Source organism: Cobetia sp. 14N.309.X.WAT.E.A4 (assembly GCF_030397495.1).
Lineage (GTDB): Bacteria > Pseudomonadota > Gammaproteobacteria > Pseudomonadales > Halomonadaceae > Cobetia > Cobetia marina.
In genome coordinates this window covers 56,261-72,575 of record NZ_JAPNXT010000004.1, presented here as the reverse complement: position 1 = coordinate 72,575, position 16,315 = coordinate 56,261, and the positions used below count along the sequence as shown (strand labels likewise).

General features: G+C 64.3%; 15 protein-coding genes and 1 other RNA gene. 12 read left to right on the top strand and 4 right to left on the bottom strand.

Features of this window, described 5'->3' with window-relative positions:
* The first annotated feature begins 147 nt into the window (after positions 1 to 147).
* From hemC to OW493_RS07195, 5 genes are all read left to right on the top strand, one after another.
* Positions 148 to 1,095, top strand: coding sequence for a hydroxymethylbilane synthase (gene hemC / locus OW493_RS07215; protein ID WP_255317590.1), 948 nt, complete (start codon positions 148 to 150; stop codon positions 1,093 to 1,095).
* Complete coding sequence (locus OW493_RS07210; RefSeq protein WP_347882130.1) at positions 1,088 to 2,023, top strand: uroporphyrinogen-III synthase; 936 nt, start codon at positions 1,088 to 1,090, stop codon at positions 2,021 to 2,023. Before hemC ends, OW493_RS07210 begins: the two co-directional genes overlap by 8 nt.
* A complete protein-coding gene (locus OW493_RS07205; RefSeq protein ID WP_084209496.1) occupies positions 2,024 to 3,589 on the top strand; it encodes a uroporphyrinogen-III C-methyltransferase in 1,566 nt (521 codons plus the stop codon).
* Positions 3,586 to 4,809: a heme biosynthesis HemY N-terminal domain-containing protein gene (locus tag OW493_RS07200; protein ID WP_077379537.1), complete on the top strand. Its 1,224-nt coding sequence runs from the start codon at positions 3,586 to 3,588 to the stop codon at positions 4,807 to 4,809. The genes OW493_RS07205 and OW493_RS07200 overlap by 4 nt, the downstream gene beginning before the upstream one ends.
* 407 nt (positions 4,810 to 5,216) lie before the next feature.
* Positions 5,217 to 5,801 carry a DUF2780 domain-containing protein gene (locus OW493_RS07195; RefSeq protein ID WP_077379535.1) on the top strand — a complete coding sequence of 195 codons (585 nt, stop codon included), beginning with the start codon at positions 5,217 to 5,219 and terminating at the stop codon, positions 5,799 to 5,801.
* Positions 5,802 to 5,940: 139 nt separating this feature from the next.
* Here the strand turns inward: OW493_RS07195 and ybiO are convergent, their stop codons facing one another.
* Positions 5,941 to 8,400 carry a mechanosensitive channel protein gene (gene ybiO / locus OW493_RS07190; protein WP_167593067.1) on the bottom strand — a complete coding sequence of 820 codons (2,460 nt, stop codon included), beginning with the start codon at positions 8,398 to 8,400 and terminating at the stop codon, positions 5,941 to 5,943.
* Between the two features lie 427 nt (positions 8,401 to 8,827).
* Here ybiO and OW493_RS07185 point away from each other — a divergent pair, with 427 nt between their 5' ends.
* The 4 genes from OW493_RS07185 to OW493_RS07170 all read left to right on the top strand — a co-directional run bounded on the left by OW493_RS07185 (position 8,828) and on the right by OW493_RS07170 (position 13,054).
* Positions 8,828 to 9,784 (top strand): ABC transporter substrate-binding protein, encoded by a 957-nt coding sequence (locus tag OW493_RS07185; RefSeq protein ID WP_077379531.1) that lies wholly within the window; start codon positions 8,828 to 8,830, stop codon positions 9,782 to 9,784.
* 155 nt (positions 9,785 to 9,939) lie between these two features.
* Positions 9,940 to 10,908, top strand: a complete 969-nt coding sequence (locus tag OW493_RS07180; RefSeq protein ID WP_077379982.1) for an iron ABC transporter permease — start codon at positions 9,940 to 9,942, stop codon at positions 10,906 to 10,908.
* Positions 10,909 to 10,957: 49 nt separating this feature from the next.
* A complete protein-coding gene (locus tag OW493_RS07175) occupies positions 10,958 to 12,061 on the top strand; it encodes an iron ABC transporter permease (RefSeq protein ID WP_289863734.1) in 1,104 nt (367 codons plus the stop codon).
* 132 nt (positions 12,062 to 12,193) lie between these two features.
* Positions 12,194 to 13,054, top strand: coding sequence for an ABC transporter ATP-binding protein (locus OW493_RS07170; protein ID WP_289863733.1), 861 nt, complete (start codon positions 12,194 to 12,196; stop codon positions 13,052 to 13,054).
* 87 nt (positions 13,055 to 13,141) lie between these two features.
* Here OW493_RS07170 and ssrA read toward each other — a convergent pair.
* Positions 13,142 to 13,496: a transfer-messenger RNA gene (gene ssrA, locus OW493_RS07165) on the bottom strand.
* 181 nt (positions 13,497 to 13,677) lie between these two features.
* Positions 13,678 to 14,154 (bottom strand): SsrA-binding protein SmpB, encoded by a 477-nt coding sequence (smpB, locus tag OW493_RS07160; protein ID WP_077379524.1) that lies wholly within the window; start codon positions 14,152 to 14,154, stop codon positions 13,678 to 13,680.
* Positions 14,155 to 14,316: 162 nt separating this feature from the next.
* On the opposite strand from smpB, the gene OW493_RS07155 reads away from it, so the two are divergent.
* Both OW493_RS07155 and OW493_RS07150 read left to right on the top strand, forming a co-directional pair.
* The gene (locus tag OW493_RS07155; RefSeq protein WP_077379522.1) at positions 14,317 to 14,754 is read left to right on the top strand and encodes a type II toxin-antitoxin system RatA family toxin; all 438 of its coding nucleotides are present in this window, start codon (positions 14,317 to 14,319) and stop codon (positions 14,752 to 14,754) included.
* A 72-nt stretch (positions 14,755 to 14,826) separates the two neighbouring features.
* Positions 14,827 to 15,135: an RnfH family protein gene (locus OW493_RS07150; protein ID WP_077379521.1), complete on the top strand. Its 309-nt coding sequence runs from the start codon at positions 14,827 to 14,829 to the stop codon at positions 15,133 to 15,135.
* Between the two features lie 159 nt (positions 15,136 to 15,294).
* Here the strand turns inward: OW493_RS07150 and OW493_RS07145 are convergent, their stop codons facing one another.
* Complete coding sequence (locus OW493_RS07145) at positions 15,295 to 15,723, bottom strand: outer membrane protein assembly factor BamE (protein WP_077379518.1); 429 nt, start codon at positions 15,721 to 15,723, stop codon at positions 15,295 to 15,297.
* Positions 15,724 to 15,801: 78 nt separating this feature from the next.
* Between OW493_RS07145 and fur the strand changes: the two genes are divergently transcribed.
* Positions 15,802 to 16,224: a ferric iron uptake transcriptional regulator gene (gene fur / locus OW493_RS07140; RefSeq protein ID WP_077379516.1), complete on the top strand. Its 423-nt coding sequence runs from the start codon at positions 15,802 to 15,804 to the stop codon at positions 16,222 to 16,224.
* The last annotated feature ends 91 nt before the right edge of the window (positions 16,225 to 16,315 follow it).

Genomic DNA, 16,315 nt, shown 5'->3' with positions numbered 1-16,315 from the left:
CAGGGAGGCGTGTCATCGTGACGCTTCCGGGGATTTTCCCCTTGGCCATCAGTGGCTTTATGATGACGGTATCCGGTGGCGGCCAATGTTGGCCGTCACGAACGTTTCGACTGTCGCGCCAGCGTCGCGCGTCCCAAGGAGAATGCCGTGTCCCGCCGTGAGACCCTGCGTATCGCGACCCGCAAGAGCCTGCTTGCCCTGTGGCAGGCTGAACACGTCAAGGCACGTCTGGAAGCCCTGCATCCCGGCTTGACGGTCGAGCTGGTGCCGATGTCCACGCGGGGCGACAAGATTCTCGACACGCCGTTGGCCAAGATCGGCGGCAAGGGCCTGTTCGTGAAGGAACTGGAAGAAGCCATGCTGGATGGCCGCGCCGACATCGCCGTGCACTCCATGAAGGACGTGCCGATGCATTTCCCGGAATCGCTGGGGTTGGCCGTGATTCTCGAGCGCCATGCGCCCACTGATGCGTTCGTCTCCAACGACCACGCCAACTTTGACGCGCTCCCTCAGGGGGCTCGCCTGGGAACCTCCAGCCTGCGTCGTGGCCTGCAGGCCAAGGCCGCCCGCCCGGATCTCGAGGTGCTCAGCCTGCGCGGCAATGTCCAGACGCGTCTCGGCAAGCTGGATGCCGGTGAGTTCGACGCCATCATCCTCGCCACCTCCGGCCTGCAGCGCCTCGAACTGGATGCACGCATCACCGCCGAGATGGACGCCGAGACCTGTCTGCCGGCCTGTGGACAAGGCGCGCTGGGCATCGAATGCAACCTGCAGGACGAGGAGATTCTTGCGCTGCTCGAGCCGCTGGCTCATGAAGACTCCAGTCGTTGCGTGCTGGCCGAGCGCGCCATGAATACGCATCTGGAAGGTGGCTGCCAGGTACCGATCGGTGGCTATGCCGTGCTGGAAGAGGGTGGCAGGCAGCTGTGGTTGCGGGCACTGGTCGGCAATCCCGATGGCAGCGTCATCCTGCGTGCCGAGGCGCGTGGTCCGGCCGATACGCCCGAAGCGCTGGGCATCGCCGTGGCGGAAGATCTGTTGCAGCAGGGGGCCGGCGAGATTCTGGCGGCGGTCTATGGCGATGCGCGTGACTGATGGCGCCCGCCATGCGGAGGTGGATGACCGGGCGATGCCTCGCGCGGCATCGAGTGCGCGGTCGTCTCTTGAAGTGCTGACGACGCGTCCGGGCTCGCGCGGTGCCGTGCTTGATGCGATGCTGAGAGACGTTGGCTGCGCCGTGGAGTGCCTGAAGCTGATGGCGCTCGAGCCGCTGCCGCTGGAGCCCGCCGGGCGTCAGGCGATTCTCGACATCGACCTCTATCGAGGGGTGGTGGTCATCTCGCCTCAGGCCGCCGGCTACCTGGCGGACTGGCTGGAAGACTGGTGGCCGCAATTGCCCGAGGGGCTTGCCTTCTACGCGGTGGGCTCCGCGACGGCAGAGGTACTCCACTCACGCCTCGGCGTTCGGGTGAGAGTGCCGCCACACGCCACGCGTGGCGCACATGTCGAGGTGGATGCCCCGGTCGGCACGACCAGCGAGGCCCTGCTCTCGCTGCCGTCCCTGCAGCAGCTTCAGGGGCAGCGCTGGCTGCTGGCGGCCGGAGAAGGCGGGCGCGCCCTGCTGGAGGACACCCTGGTGGCACGCGGTGCCCAGGTGACGCGTCTGGCGCTTTATCGACGCCTTCCGTTGGCTTTGTCCTCTCAACAGGCTGGCCGTCTGGCGGCGGGCGCGTATGATGCAATGGTGGTGACCAGCAATACGCTGCTTGAGGCGGTAGTGACCTCGGCAACGACGCGGACCTTGAACCAACCGCTAATCGTGTCGAGCAACCGTTTGGCTACACTGGCACACGCTCATGGGTTCGAGCGCGTGACGGTCGCCGCGGATGCCTCACCCGGGGCCCTGAGGCAGGCAGTGCTGGATGCCTGCGCCCCGACTCGCCATGCGAGAGAGACCGGCGCCACTGCGCCTGGTCCGCGCGAGGCCATCGATTCCCAAGAATCCGGAAAAGGGCAAGCGTAGATGAGCAACCGAGAACACGATCAGGAAGACCACGGCTCTGCCGGCACCACGCCAGGCAAGCCGAGCGACAAGGATGCTGCCGCTCGCGCATCAGATGCCTCTTCCGCTCCCGGCGAACACGCCGAAGACACTGCCTCTGGCCGCCCTGGCGCCGAGGCCTCCCGTTCGTCCTCCTCTTCCTCGTCATCCGCCACGGCTGACGCCCCACGTGAGCGACGCTCGCGTGGCGGGCGCAACCGTCGTGGACGGGGAAAGGGACAGGGCAGCTCCTCCTCTTCATCCTCCACTGCCAGCGAGTCCACGCCCGTGAGTCAGACTTCCGACGATAACGCCTCGACGCCTTCCGGCGCGAAATCTCCCTTCCCGAAGCAGTCCGATACCGCGTCTGCCGCCGAGACGACCACTGCCTCGACGGCGTCCGGCAAGGGCGCTGCCTCAGGCAAGGGAGGGGCTTCAGACAAGAGCGGCGTGACGGGCAAGAGTGCCGGTGCCACCGTGGGTGGCGCGGGAGGAGGCACGCCGCCGAGCGAGCCGCAGGGCAGCAAGAAGAGTGCTGCCGGCGGCATCGCACTGGTGCTGGTCATTCTTCTTGCCATCGTCGTCGCGGTACTGGCCTGGTTCGGCTGGCAGCGTCTGAACGCCCTGCCGGATGCCCAGGGCCTCGACAAGCAGGTCAGCGAATCCGTGACCCAGCAGGTCGGCCAGGTCGAGAGCAAGGTCGCCAGCCTGTCCGGCAAGCTCGACAAGAACGCGTCGCAGGTCAGTGATCTCGACAAGCGTCTGTCCGGCGAGAGCCAGCAGACCGAGCAGGCGCTCAACAAGGTGCTCGAGGAGCTCAGCAAGACCCAGCAGACCGATGCCCGCGACTGGCATTACGCGGAGGCCGAATACCTGCTGCGTCTCGCCAATCAGCGCCTGCAGCTGGAGCGTGACGTGAACGGTGCCGACGCACTGCTCGAGAATGCTGATGCGCGTATCGCCGAGGCGGACAACCCCGCCCTGCTGCCGGTTCGCAAGGCGATCCAGTCCGAGCTGGCCAGCCTCGACAGCGTGCCGCGTGTCGATCGCAGTGGCATCTACCTGGCGCTGCTCGCCGAGCAGGAACAGCTGGCGCGTCTGCCGCTCAAGCAGGACGTGGCCGAGATCGCCGCCAAGGTCGAGAACGACGCTCCGCCCACCGGCGGCTGGCAGCAGCAGCTGGCGCGCTTCGGCAATGAGCTGAAGAATCTGGTCACCGTGCGTCGTCACGATGAGGCGCTGGAAGCCCTGATCACGCCGGAGCAGGAATCCTATCTGCGCCAGAACGTGCGTCTGGTGCTCGAGCAGGCCCAGCTGGCGCTGCTCAAGGAAGAGCCGAAGCTGTATCAGGCGGCCATCGACAAGGCGATCACGCTGGTCAACGGCTACTACGACACCAAGACCGATGGCGTGCAGAATGCCGTCGCCAAGCTGGAAGACCTCAAGGGCAAGACCATCCGCCCGGAGCTTCCGGATATCTCCGCATCTCTCAACACGCTGCGTGAGCTGATCGAACGCCGCGCCCAGTCCGGGGGTGGTGAGGCATGAGAAAACTGATACTGCTGATCATCATCGGCCTGGCCATCGGTGCGCTGTTCGGTCAGCTGATGCAGTCGTTCCCCGGCTATTGGCTGATTCGTGTCGGTGATACCTCGGTCCAGACGTCCTTCTGGTTCGGGCTGGTGCTGTTGCTGGGCGCCTTCGTGGTGCTGCATTTCGGCCTGCGTCTGCTGTCGCGTTTCGCGCATCCGTTCTCGCGCCTCAAGGTGTGGAACAGCCGCACGCGCCATCGCAATGCCACCCGCAAGACTGTGCGTGGCCTGGTGGCACTGGCCGAAGGCCGCTGGAAGCGTGCCGAGAAGTCGCTGACCCATTCCGCGGAAGACTCCAGCACACCGCTGGTCAACTATCTGTCCGCAGCTCTCGCCGCCCACTATCAGGGGCGTTTCGAGCAGGCGGATACGTTGCTCAAGCGTGCTCATGAGTCCACTCAGGGCTCCGAGAGTGCCGTGGGGCTGGTGCAGGCGCAGCTGATGCTGGATCGCCAGCAGCACGAGCAGGCACTCGCGACGCTGACGCGTCTCGACAAGCAGCTCGGCGAGCACCCGCAGGTCCTCAAGCTGCTCAAGCAGGCGTATCTGGCGGTGAATGACTGGGATGGCCTGCGTCGCCTGATGCCGCGTCTCGACAAGCAGGACCTCATCTCGCCGGAAGAGAAGAAGGAACTGGAACAGCGCGCCTACGTGGCACTGATCCAGCAGGCCGCGCGTAATCCGGAAGACATCGAGCGCGTGCGCAACCTGTGGGCCGACATGCCGGACCACCTGCGCAGCGACGTGAATCTGGTCGCCCTGTATGCCGAGGCATTGATCGCCGGTGGGCAGGAAGGGCTGGCAGAGCGCCTGCTGCGTCACTCGCTGAAGGAATGCTGGGATTCACGTCTGGTGCTGCGCTATGGCCTGCTGGACGTGGATGCGCCGCGTCAGCTGGTGTATGCCGAGAAGTGGCTGCAGGAGCGTCCGAATGACCCGGACCTGCTGCTGTCGCTGGGTCGACTGGCATTGCGCAATGCCAACTGGGGCAAGGCGCAGGAGTATTTCGAGGCCAGTCAGCGTCAGCGTCCGAGCGGCACGGTGTGTGCCGAGCTGGCACGTCTGTTCGCCAACCTTGGCGAGCACAACAAGAGTCAGCTCTACTATCGCCAGAGCGTCGAGCTGCTGGATCGTTCACTGCCGGCGCTGCCGCAGCCCAGCAAGGACAACGCCTGATCGACGCCGCCCGTCGGGCGGCGCTGCACATTGTTTCCTCATTTCGCGAGAAGATGAAAAACTGCCGCCGGCCAGGTCTCTGGTCGGTGGACATTGGTTACTCTCCGGGTATCCGCGTTCATGCCATGGCGTGACGGGATACCCTTCTTTTTGCCTGTCAGATGGCGCTTTTCCCCCTCCGTGGTGGTGAGGGTCTGAGCCGGTAGCGGTCTCGGGCGGCCCTGCAAGACTCGGGGTTGCAGACCCTGCAACCGGCGATCCATGCCCGCCGTGGGGCGCTGGGCACCCATGGCGCTGGCTGTCGGCATTTCCTCCGTGCGATGATTCCGCGTGATGAATGATCTGCCGTCACGGCAGGCCATTCCTGAGCCTTGTTCGGCTTATCCCCAAGACATAATGGAGTCTGCATGTTGCAAAAGTCCCTGGCCCTGATGGGCGCCTCCGTACTGGCCGTGTCACTTGCCGGCTGTGCCGCTACCGGCAACAGCTCTTCCGGCAACACCGCCAGTTCCTCCAGCTCCTCCAGCTCCATGATGAGCCTGGCCAGCAGCATGCTGAGCAGCCAGACGGGCCAGTCCCTGCCGGCAGCCGACCTGATGTCCAGCCTGACCTCCCAGCTGGGCGTGTCTTCCACCCAGGCGCTGGGTGGCTCCGCTGCCATGCTGGCACTGGCTCAGTCCCAGCTGGGCTCCAGCGCGACCTCCGAGCTGTCCAGTGAAGTGCCGCAGCTGTCCAGCCTGACCAGCAGCAGCTCTCTCTCGACCCTGTCCAGCCTTGCCAGCCTGAGCGGCAATGACAATGCCACGGCATTGGCCAGCACCGTCGGCAATGTCGATGACAGTGCGTCTCTGGACAGCGCCTTCTCCGCGCTGGGCATGGACAGCAGCATGGTGTCCCAGTTCGCGCCGGTGCTGCTCAGCTACATGGGTGGCGAAGGTGTTAGCTCGACGCTGCTGAGCTCACTGTCTGGCCTGTGGGGCACCGGCTCCTGAGCCAGCCTCGCGCATGAGGTGTGAGGCATCGATTTACGCCCGCACATGAAAACGCCCCCGAGCCATTGGCTCGGGGGCGTTTTCGTTTCAGTCCGGCGGCCATCGCAGGCAGCCGTGTCGGGATACCCCTGGCGCGTGATCAGTCGCCGTCGGCATCCGGTTGGGTGGTCTGACGGATGCGCTGTTCCTCGGCATCCACGACTTCGCCGTCCTTGGTGGCATGGCGGGTCAGCGGGGTCTCCTCGCGACGCTGAGCCACCTTGGCGGCGGCCTCACGCTGCTCGGGAGTCTTCGGCTGACCGGCGGCGGAGCCATCGATCACGAACGGTTCGTGCATGGTGCGAACGTTGGCCGGCGGCGCACCACCGTCCTTGTCCTGACCGAAGTACATGGTCATGTGCGGGAACGGTATCTCGATACCGGCGGCGTCGAAGTGCTGCTTCACGAGCTTGTTGTACTCGCGGCCGATGGCCCACTGGTTGCCCGGGCTGGTCTTGATCATCACACGGATGTTGACCGAGCTGTCGGCGAGCGACGAGACGCCAGCGATGGTGACCGGCTCGAGAATCTCCGCGCCATAACTGCTTTCCTGGAGTTCGTCGAAGGCCGCACGCAGGTGCACGATGGCGTGATCGACGTTCTCGCGGTAGGAAATGCCGTACTCGCCGACATGGTAGGCGAAGTCACGCATGTAGTTGGAGACGGTATCCACCGAGGAGAACGGCACGATATGGAAGGTGCCGGACAGATCGCGGATGCCCACCGAGCGGATGGTCAGGCGTTCCGCCGTCCCGGTCACGCCACCGGCGGTGACCACGTCACCGGTGTTGATGGCATTCTCGAGCTGGATGAACACGCCGGTGATGATGTCCTGCACCATCTTCTGGGCCCCGAAACCGATCGCCAGACCGAGCACCCCGGCACCGGCCAGCAGCGGCGCGATGTCGATGCCGATCTCCGACAGCACGATCATCGCGGTGAAGACGATCATCGCGATGGCGATGGCATTGCGGAACAGTGCCAGCAGGGTTTCCACGCGTGAGGAGGGCTTGCCCTTGCCGGTATCCGGATTGAGCTTGTGCTCGATCAGGCTGGCGATGCCGACCCAGATCACGACCGCGAAGGCGAGGATGAACAGCACATGGAAGATGCGTGACAGCAGCAGGGCTCCGGCGTCCGTTGCCAGCCAGTCGCCAAGCGCCACGATGCTCCAGGCATTCAGCACCATGCCGACCACGACGACCAGGATGATGGCGCGCATGATGCGCAGTGCGGTCGGGATGTAGGAGTTGAGGCGCGTCTCCAGCATCGGCAGCTGACCACGCAGCTTGTCGGACACCTGGATGCGCTTGCCGATCAGCTGCGTAAGCACGCGAGACAGCAGTGCCCCGCCACCGATGGCGAGCAGCGTCTTGAGCGTCGCGGCCATCATGAAGGGCAGCGCCTCTTCCGGTGTCGTCTGCGAGATGATGAACAGGGTCGCGAAGTAGGCCAGCGCGATCAGGTGCCAGGTGCGGGCCAGAATGCGCAGGCAGACGGCGATGAAGGCATTGTGGGTCTCGCGGGCCTGATCGAGCAGGCGGTCACGCAGCAGTACACGGTTGCGGCTGATGACCACGATGGCCCAGATCAGCGCGATACCCATGATCAGCAGGCTGACGAAGCTGCCCACGGCCGGTGCCAGATTGTTGTTGATCATCGGTACCACGACGAGGATGCCGTAGCCGATGAAGCCGGCGAGCAATGCCAGTGAGCGATTCCAGTAGCGGGCGACCTCATCTCGCATCGGCATCAGGCGCAGGCCCTGGTAGCCGGAGGAGAACAGCATGCGCATCAAGGCCTTGACCAGCTCGATCACCAGATAGGCATTCAGGAACATCGACTCGCGCTGTCCTATCACGCCCTGTTCGCCATAGGCGAAGATGGCCAGCAGATAGCCCCCCAGGAACGCCAGACCGATCACGGCCACGTCGACGATCGCCGCGATGATCACTGCCATCAGGGTGCGCAGCAGCGGGCTGCGGTGCTGACCATCCAGCGACCATTGGCTGACGCGACTGAAGAGCGGATGGGCCAGCCGGCGCAGGATCAGGAACAGCCCGATGGTGGAGATGACCACCAGCCCCAGACTGATGGCTTCGGTCATGAAGCGCTCCCAGTCGATGCTGCTGGCATCTTCACTGCCGAGGCCGCTGAGCGTCTGGATCATGCGGTCCAGAGTGGCGGAAAGCTCTGCGACAAGCTCCTGGCTGATCTCGGCCAGCTGGCGAGACAGTGACGGTGAGTCCTCGCTCAGCGTGACTTCCGTCCCCGCCACCTCGGCTGCCTGTTCGCTCGTCTTGCTGTCCAGCTGGCGTAAGCCTTCAATCAGTGCCTCGCGCTGGTCGGGGTCCTCAAGCAACGTCGCCAGACTCTCATAGGACGAGCTGGCGGCGTCAGCATCGCTGGCGGGGGCGGCATGCGCCAGGCCACTGACGCTGAGGCACAGCATGATCGCCAGTGCCATCAGGCCCTGTAACCAGCCGGCACTCAGGCGCGAGGCGATCGATGACGTTGCGGTTTGCGCGGGAGGGGAGTGGGGGGGGATCGGGGTCGCCACTGATGGCTTCTCCTGTCTGGTGAATGTCGGATGGAGATGGAGTCGAGTCATGCGGGCTCCCTGAGGTGACTCGGAGGCACCCGGATAGCTGAGCGTCTGTGCCTTTTGGACATCGACATGGCCACGTCATACGTCAGGCGCTGTCGATTGGATGTGGGAGCGTGATGTGCGCATCCCGCGCACGCACTCTCCAGTGTTATCGGGGCGATTGCAGGTAACCCAACCCCCGATGACGGTATGCGAGAGATTCTTCAGCGCCACAGCCTGCGGCAGCGCTGCGCATCCTTCAAGCCTTGCTCACCGGATTGTTGCAATGTCGCGTTGCAGGAACTGATGTGGCCCGATGGCTGGACAGGCGGTATTGTTGCGATCAATTATTATTACCATCCGATCTCGCCGCCCTGATATTCGCTCCCTGGAGAAACGAATGACCCACTCTTCCCATGTGTTTGCTGTTCCTGCCCTGTCCCGCCTGCGTCGTGGGCTGATGGCGTCACTGGCGGTCGTGTTGATGGGAGCCACGGTGTCTGCCGAGGCTCGTGAGGTCCAGACCGCCTATGGTGAACTGGAGCTCGAGGGCACTCCGCAGCGCGTGGTCACGCTCTATGAAGGGGCATTGGATGTGGCGGTCGCCAGCGAGGTGACGCCGCTGGGCGCGGTCACCACGCGCGGCGGTGATGGCGTGGCCAGCTATCTCCAGTCTCGGGTGCCGGAGATCGAGATCGTCGGTACACCGCGAGAGTTCAATCTCGAGGCCATCGTGGCGCTCAAGCCGGACATGATTCTGGCTCCCCCGGGGCTGGACAAGGCGCAATATCAGCTGATGTCGCGTCTGGCGCCGACCATCGTGCCAGGCGGGGAGGCGCTCAGCCGGGAGGCCTGGAAGCAGCAGAGCCGAGTCTATGCCCTGGCACTCGGGGAAGAGGCCGAAGCGGAGCTCGAGGCGCGTCTGGCCGCCATCGACGCTCACGCGGCGCGCCTGAAGGCCGAGATGACTACACCGCAGACTGCCAGCCTGGTGCGTCGCATGCCGGGTGGCCTGATGGCGATGTCCGATGAGCTGTTCGCGACCGGCTTGCTCGCCGCGACCGGCTATCAGCTGGTGGGCGGGGATCTGGTCAAACCGGGGCGTCCGCACTCCGACCCGCTGAGCGATGAGAACATGGCGCGCATCGATGCCGACACACTCTTCCTGGCGACCCTGGATGATTCCTCTGAGGCTGCCGCTGACGCCCTGGCGAAGGAGCCGGCCTTCCAGCGTCTCGAGCACGCATCGCGTGACAGTCTGGTCGGCGTCAATGGTCAGTTGTGGACCAGTGCCAGTGGCCCGCTGGCGGCCGAGGCGCTGCTCAAGGACATCGAGCAGGCGCGCAGTGATGGGTAAGCGGGACTGGCCCGTCTCGACTCATCAGGCGTCATGCCGTCAGGTCGGGAGGCAGCATGGCGGCTGAAGGAGCGTCCTCACGGCCTGGCTCCCCACAGACAGCTCTTCGCCCGGCGACCCGCAAGGTCGCCGGGCGTCTGTCGTTGGGGCAGGTCATGCCAGTGGCGTGTCTGGCGGCGGTACTGGCCTGCCTGGCCAGTCTGTTGTGGGGCGCGGGAGATATCGGCCCTGCCCAGGCGTGGGCGGTATTGATGGGGCAGGGCAGCGAGGAGGCCCGCTTCGTGGTCACCGAGCTGCGTGCACCGCGTACCGTGATCGGCATCGCCGTGGGCATGATGCTGGCCTGCGGCGGCGCATTGATGCAGGTGGTCGCACGCAATCCCCTGGCGGAGCCGGGGCTGCTGGGTGTCAGCGCAGGCGCGGCCTTTGCCGTCGCCATCGCCCTGTTGCTGGGGATGGAGGCCGCAGGCCTGCATGTGCTGGTGGCTCAGGCTGGCGCCTTGCTGGGCTGCCTGTTCGTGATGAGCACGGTGCGGCTGAGTGGTGCACGCCAGGACCCCGTGCGCTTGGTACTGGCCGGTGCAGCGCTTTCCAGCCTGCTGGTGGCTCTCACGTCGCTGGTATTGCTGATCGACCAGCGCGCGGCAGACGAGATCCGTTTCTGGGTCATCGGCAGTCTGGCAGGGCGTTCGCTGGAGGCGCTGGGTGGCAGCCTGCCGAGCCTCATGCTCGCCCTCGCGTTGACGCTGTGGCTGGTCAGGCCGCTGGCGGCATTGGCGCTGGGAGAGGCGGTGGCCAGTGGACTTGGCCATCACCCGGGGCGCGTGCGCAAGCTGACGGTACTGGTGGTCGCGTTGCTGGTCGGGGCCGCCACGGCCCTCGCGGGGCCGATCGCCTTCGTGGGACTGGCCGTGCCTTATGTCGCGCGTGCGCTGTGTGGCGCGGATATCCGCCGCACCTTGTGGTTGTGCCTGCCGCTGGGCGTGGTGATGCTGGTGAGCGCCGACGTGGTCTCGCGTCTGCTCGTTCGTCCTTCCGAGTTGCCGCTGGGCGTGCTGACCACGCTGCTGGGCGCGCCGGTACTGATTGCCGTGGTGCGCGCTCGTCGCCTGCCGATTCTGTGAGTCAGGCTTCAATGCGCCGTTCTTCATGACAGATAACCCGGAAACGCCCATGTATCGCTCCGCTCCTTCTTCATCGGCCTCTTCTGATGCCGGGGTGCCTCGGCGCCAGGCATCATGCCCTGTCGCCACGGCACCGGCCGATACGTTCTGGTGGCGCTGCGGTCCCCTGTCGTTGCTGTGGCATCGGGCGCCATTGCTGGCCAACCTCGGTCTGCTGCTGGCACTGCTGAGTGCCTGCGTGGCCGCCTTGATGCTGGGCAGCGCGGGCCTGGGCCCCTACGCCGCCCTGAAGGCCGCGTTCGGCCATGGTGAATTCGCCGATGTCTTCGTGGTCCAGGAGCTGCGGCTGCCGAGACTGCTGGCCGGCCTCGGAACGGGCGCCGCCTTCTCGTTGGCTGGCTGTCTGATGCAGACACTGGCCAGCAACCGTCTCGCCACGCCGGGCATCATCGGCATCGACAATGGCGCGACCGCCTTTGCGGTTGCCTCCGTCGTCGGACTCGGCGCCTCGCTGGCGCCACCGGCGATGGCACTGAGCGGCGCCGTGGTCGCCACGGCGCTGGCCTTCGGGCTTTCCGGTGGCATCGGCACGCGCGGCTATCGCTTCCTGGTCGCGGGGATCGGCGTCGGGGCGCTGTTCGGTGCCGGTACCCAGTTGATGCTGGCACGGGTGTCCATCGATGTCGCCAACAGCGCCTATCCGTGGACGGTGGGGAGCCTCAACGCACGGGATGCCTCCTCGCTCGAATGGTTGGGCATTGCCTTGCTGCTGGCGGTGCCGGCGGCGTTGTGGCTGGGGCGAGGGCTCAATACGCTGCGCTTTACCGATTCTGTCGCCATCGGACTTGGTCAGCATGTCGCCCGTGTGCGCATGGCGACGCTGTGGCTCTCGGTACTGCTGACGGCCGCCGCGGTGGCCGTGGCCGGCCCGGTGGGCATGGTGGCGTTGGTCGGTCCCGAGATCGCCCGCTACCTGTCGCGCCACAAGGGAGTGCCCTTGCTGGGTTCGGCATTGGCTGGGGCGCTGGTGATGGTGCTGGCGGACCTCGCGGGACGCACGTTGCTGTCACCTCTCGAGATTCCGGTCGGTATCGTGATGGCGGTGGTCGGCAGCCCCTATCTGCTGTGGATCCTGCTGCGCAGCCCGCGCTAGTCAGGCTGTCCTGTCCGGCCGATGCCCCCATTCACCGTGTGGCTGCCATGTCTGCATCACCGACATGAGAGTCGCCCGCAGCCCTCGCGGACCAACCGGGTCACGAGGGTCATCGTTTCAGGAGAATGCGCCATGAGCGCTGAACATCATCCACGCTGCGGGGACACCGTGGCCGCCACTCTCAAGGCCAGTGAGCTGTCGCTGGGGTATGGCAGCGGACAGCGGCATGTGGCCGTGATCGATGCGCTGACGCTGGCGCTGCCGGATGGCAAGGTGACGGCTATCGTCGGGCCCAACGGCTGTGGCAAGTCCACGCTGCTGGCCGGTCTGGCTCGCCTGCAGGCACCGCATGCCGGCGCGGTATTGCTGGAGGGCCAGGACATACGGCGTCTCGGGCGCCGTGATGTCGCGCAGCGCATCGCGTTGCTGCCCCAGGAGACGCACTCGCCGGAAGGCGTGACGGTGCATGAGCTGGTGCGCTTCGGTCGCCAGCCGCATCAGGGAGCCTTCCGTCAGTGGTCGCAGGAGGATCAGGAGGTGGTCTCGGCGGCGATCGCGGCCGCTGACATCGAGAGTCTGGCCGACCGTGAGCTGGCCTCCATGTCCGGTGGCCAGCGTCAGCGTGCCTGGATCGCGATGGCGCTGGCGCAGCAGACGCCGCTGCTGTTGCTGGATGAGCCGACCTCGGCGCTGGATCTCGGCCATCAGATCGAGGTCTTCGAACTGATCCAGCGGCTGGCCCACGAGGAAGGCAAGACCATCGTGATGGTGGTGCATGACCTGGCCAGTGCCTGTCGCTATGCCGACCACCTCGTGGCGATGCATGCGGGCAGCGTGGTCGCGGAAGGTCCGCCCTCCGAAGTGGTGACACCGGCGCTGGTGCGCAAGCTCTACGGTGTCGAATGCCGGCTGATTCCTGACCCCGAGACCGGTACCCCGCTGTTGATCGGCGTGCGGCGCACGAACGAGCGCCTGAGTGGCAGTGCTACCTGAGAGCGCCTGGCACGACTCGGCGCGTGGAATATCAGACAGCAGAAAACAAGAAGGCCTCCCCGAGGGGAGGCCTTCTTGTCACGGATATGGTGGAGGCGACGGGAGTCGAACCCGTGTCCGCCGGCACTCCGCCTTCGGCTCTACATGCTTAGTTTCATTATTTGATTTAACACGACTGCCGCCAATGAACAGGCTACAGCAATGCGATTCTCTGAGTTTTAATCTCGACCTTAGAGACGTCGGCCAAGACGATCCTGTTTATACGGGCTCGTTCTCAATCCACCTTGAACAGGCGCAACGGTATCATGAGCAGCTTATGCAGCTAGAGCGTAGTTGTCGTCGTTTGCGACTATATATTTGCAACGTTTTATTTACGAGATACGTTACGATCTCGGCATGCACCTCAGGGTTTGCCACCAGCGTCGAATGCCAGAACGCCCCCATAACAGTGTTACTGCTTGCTGCTTTGCTACGGTGTCATCATAACAGGTGGAGACTGTGCTACGCCAGTTCAAGGCCTCAGGAATTTTTTCTGGTCTGACAGTGATTTGCCGTGATTCAAAGCCCTTGTCTCCCACATCGCAACGGCGCAGGCGCGGCGCGTGATCATGGCGCTGACAGTCTCAGCGATCCCGCAGGATTCGTGCCTTCTGGCGATTCCAGTCACGGTCCTTCTCGGTGGCACGCTTGTCATGCATCTTCTTGCCTTCCACCAGCGCGATCTCGCATTTCACGATCGCGTTCTTCCAGTACAGCTTGATGGGGACGCAGGTGTGACCCTTGTCCTGGGTGCGCGAGAAGATGCGCGCGATCTGCTTCTTGTGCAGCAACAGCTTGCGCGTGCGTTGCGGGTCCGCCACCGCGTGGGTGTTGACCGTCTCCAGCGGATGGATATGACAGCCGAGCAGCCAGGCCTCACCGTTCTTGATCACGATGTAGGTGTCCGTCAGCTGGCCCTTGCCCGCCCGCAGCGCCTTGACCTCCCAGCCTGCCAGTACCAGCCCCGCCTCGAAGGCTTCCTCGATGTGGTATTCGTGGCGTGCCTTCTTGTTCTGGGCGATCAGGTTGCCGCCCTGTTGGGGTTTCTTTTTCTTGCCCATGTTGCCTCGTTTGTCGTGTGCTCCTGCCACTGCCCGACGGACAGCTGGCGCATCCTTCTGGATGGGGGGAGGCGTGTTACCATTCAAGGCCAGACGGCACTTCATGCGCCGGCCCATTGTTCATGATACGCAAGGCGCGTATCCAAGTCAGCGGAGAGCTAGATGCCTACGGTCAACCGGTCTGCCCTGGTTCGGCACTCGGCCCAGGCGATGTTCGATCTGGTCAATGATTTCGAGCGTTACCCCGAATTCCTGCCGGGCTGCAGTGATGCCCAGTTGCTTGAGCAGGATGACGCCCATCTGGTGGGCAGGCTGACTCTGTCCAAGGCGGGCATGGAGCAGAGCTTCGTGACCCGCAATGATCTGTTCGCCCCCCAGCGCATAGAGTTGAGTCTGGTCGACGGCCCTTTCAAGCGTCTCGAGGGACGCTGGCTGTTCACGCCGCTGAGCGAGGATGCCTGCAAGGTCTCGCTGGAGCTGGATTTCGAATTCAGCAATCGCCTGCTGGGCATGGCCTTCGGCAAGTTGTTCAGTCAGGTCGCCGGTCAGATGGTCGAGGCGTTCACGCGTCGTGCTGACCAGCTGTACGGCGCGAATTGATGTCCGCCACAGGCAAGGCCGTAGAGAAGGCCTGATGACGTGGTCTGAAAGGTGAGTCCGACAGGAGCAAGCATGAGCGACAGAATCACGGTCGAGGTGGCCTATGCGCTGCCGGAGAAGCAGAAGATCGTCTCACTGGCCGTCGCGCCGGGAACCACGGCGCGCGAGGCCGTGCGCATGGCACATCTCGAGCAACATTTCCCGACACTGGGCGCCGAGGTCTTTCTCGAGGCGGATCTCGGGATCTTCGGCAAGGCGCTGCGCAAGCCCGATGAGCACGTGCTGGATGCCGGTGACCGGGTCGAGGTCTACCGTGCCTTGATCAACGACCCCAAGCTTGCTCGCAAGCGCCGGGCCGACAAGGCACGCGCCGAGAAGTAGTGGTGTCCTTACCGGGCATCGGCGACCGTACGCAAGACGGGGCACCCTGGGGTGCCCCGTCTGTCATCACGACTCGGTCCATCGTGCTGTCCGAGCGCTTGCGGGCATGCCGTTTCCCGCCAGCGGGCCCCGTCGATGACGGGCCCGCTGGCGGTCGACTTACAGCTCGTCCGGCAGGTCAGCGGCGCCTGCACCACTGTCGTTGCGGTTCGGCTGTGCGGCACGCGGGTCGATGTCGAGGTCCGGCACGATGACGGTTTCCTTGTCGATGTCGCCGCTCTTGTCGATGGTGGAAAGCACATCGCCGTCGAAATTCAGCGTGACGCGCTTGTTGATGATCTCGCCGTCCGCTTTCTTGAGGCGATATACGTAGTCCCAGCTATTCTCACTGAAGGGAGCGGTTAGCAGCGGTGAACCCATCACATAGATGACCTGTTCGCGGCTCATGCCCGGCTTCAATTGCTCGACCATTTCCGGCTTGATCAGGTTGCCCTGTGGAAGGTCGCGCTTGTAGACGCTGAAGTAGCTACACCCGGTGAGCAGCGACAGGGCGCTGCAAAAGGCGACTGTTTTGATCAAGTTTTGCATTTGCCCTGAAGATTCCCTATCGTTTTGCCTTGGCCGATCATACCTGATACATCAAGCGACTGCGAAGAGTACCCCAGCATGGCCGATCAGAACCATGAACTGCGCAAGGCGGGACTCAAGGTAACCCTACCGCGAGTCAAGATCCTGCAGATCCTCGAGAAATCGATGGATCGACACCTGAGTGCCGAGGACGTGTACAAGGCGTTGCTTGAGGCTGGCGAAGATGTCGGTCTGGCGACGGTTTATCGTGTGCTCACCCAGTTTGAAACTGCTGGACTGGTGATGCGTCACAATTTCGATGGCGGCCATGCTGTCTTCGAATTGTCCCAGGAAGAACACCATGACCACATGGTATGTCTGGACAGCGGCGAGATCATAGAGTTCTGTGATCCCGAGATCGAGCGCCGCCAGCGCGAGATCGTCGAGGAGCATGGCTATGAGCTGGTCGAGCATGCGCTGGTGCTCTACGTGCGTCCCAAGGACACCAAGAGCGACAGCTGATGCTCAGGCCTCGCCTGTGTCAGGGATGACAAGGTTCGCTGCAGGACAGAAACACCAACGGCCGCCCCACAGGGGCGGCCGTTGGTGTTTC

Bases quoted from the DNA above. Each gene is read 5' to 3' on its own strand.
- OW493_RS07150 (WP_077379521.1), top strand. From the start codon at position 14,827: ATGAGCGACAGAATCACGGTCGAGGTGGCCTATGCGCTGCCGGAGAAG.
- OW493_RS07145 (WP_077379518.1), bottom strand. From the start codon at position 15,723: ATGCAAAACTTGATCAAAACAGTCGCCTTTTGCAGCGCCCTGTCGCTG.
- OW493_RS07155 (WP_077379522.1), top strand. From the start codon at position 14,317: ATGCCTACGGTCAACCGGTCTGCCCTGGTTCGGCACTCGGCCCAGGCG.
- OW493_RS07185 (WP_077379531.1), top strand. From the start codon at position 8,828: ATGACCCACTCTTCCCATGTGTTTGCTGTTCCTGCCCTGTCCCGCCTG.
- OW493_RS07205 (WP_084209496.1), top strand. From the start codon at position 2,024: ATGAGCAACCGAGAACACGATCAGGAAGACCACGGCTCTGCCGGCACC.
- OW493_RS07195 (WP_077379535.1), top strand. From the start codon at position 5,217: ATGTTGCAAAAGTCCCTGGCCCTGATGGGCGCCTCCGTACTGGCCGTG.
- OW493_RS07180 (WP_077379982.1), top strand. From the start codon at position 9,940: ATGCCAGTGGCGTGTCTGGCGGCGGTACTGGCCTGCCTGGCCAGTCTG.
- OW493_RS07170 (WP_289863733.1), top strand. From the start codon at position 12,194: ATGAGCGCTGAACATCATCCACGCTGCGGGGACACCGTGGCCGCCACT.
- OW493_RS07200 (WP_077379537.1), top strand. From the start codon at position 3,586: ATGAGAAAACTGATACTGCTGATCATCATCGGCCTGGCCATCGGTGCG.
- fur (WP_077379516.1), top strand. From the start codon at position 15,802: ATGGCCGATCAGAACCATGAACTGCGCAAGGCGGGACTCAAGGTAACC.
- OW493_RS07175 (WP_289863734.1), top strand. From the start codon at position 10,958: ATGTATCGCTCCGCTCCTTCTTCATCGGCCTCTTCTGATGCCGGGGTG.
- smpB (WP_077379524.1), bottom strand. From the start codon at position 14,154: ATGGGCAAGAAAAAGAAACCCCAACAGGGCGGCAACCTGATCGCCCAG.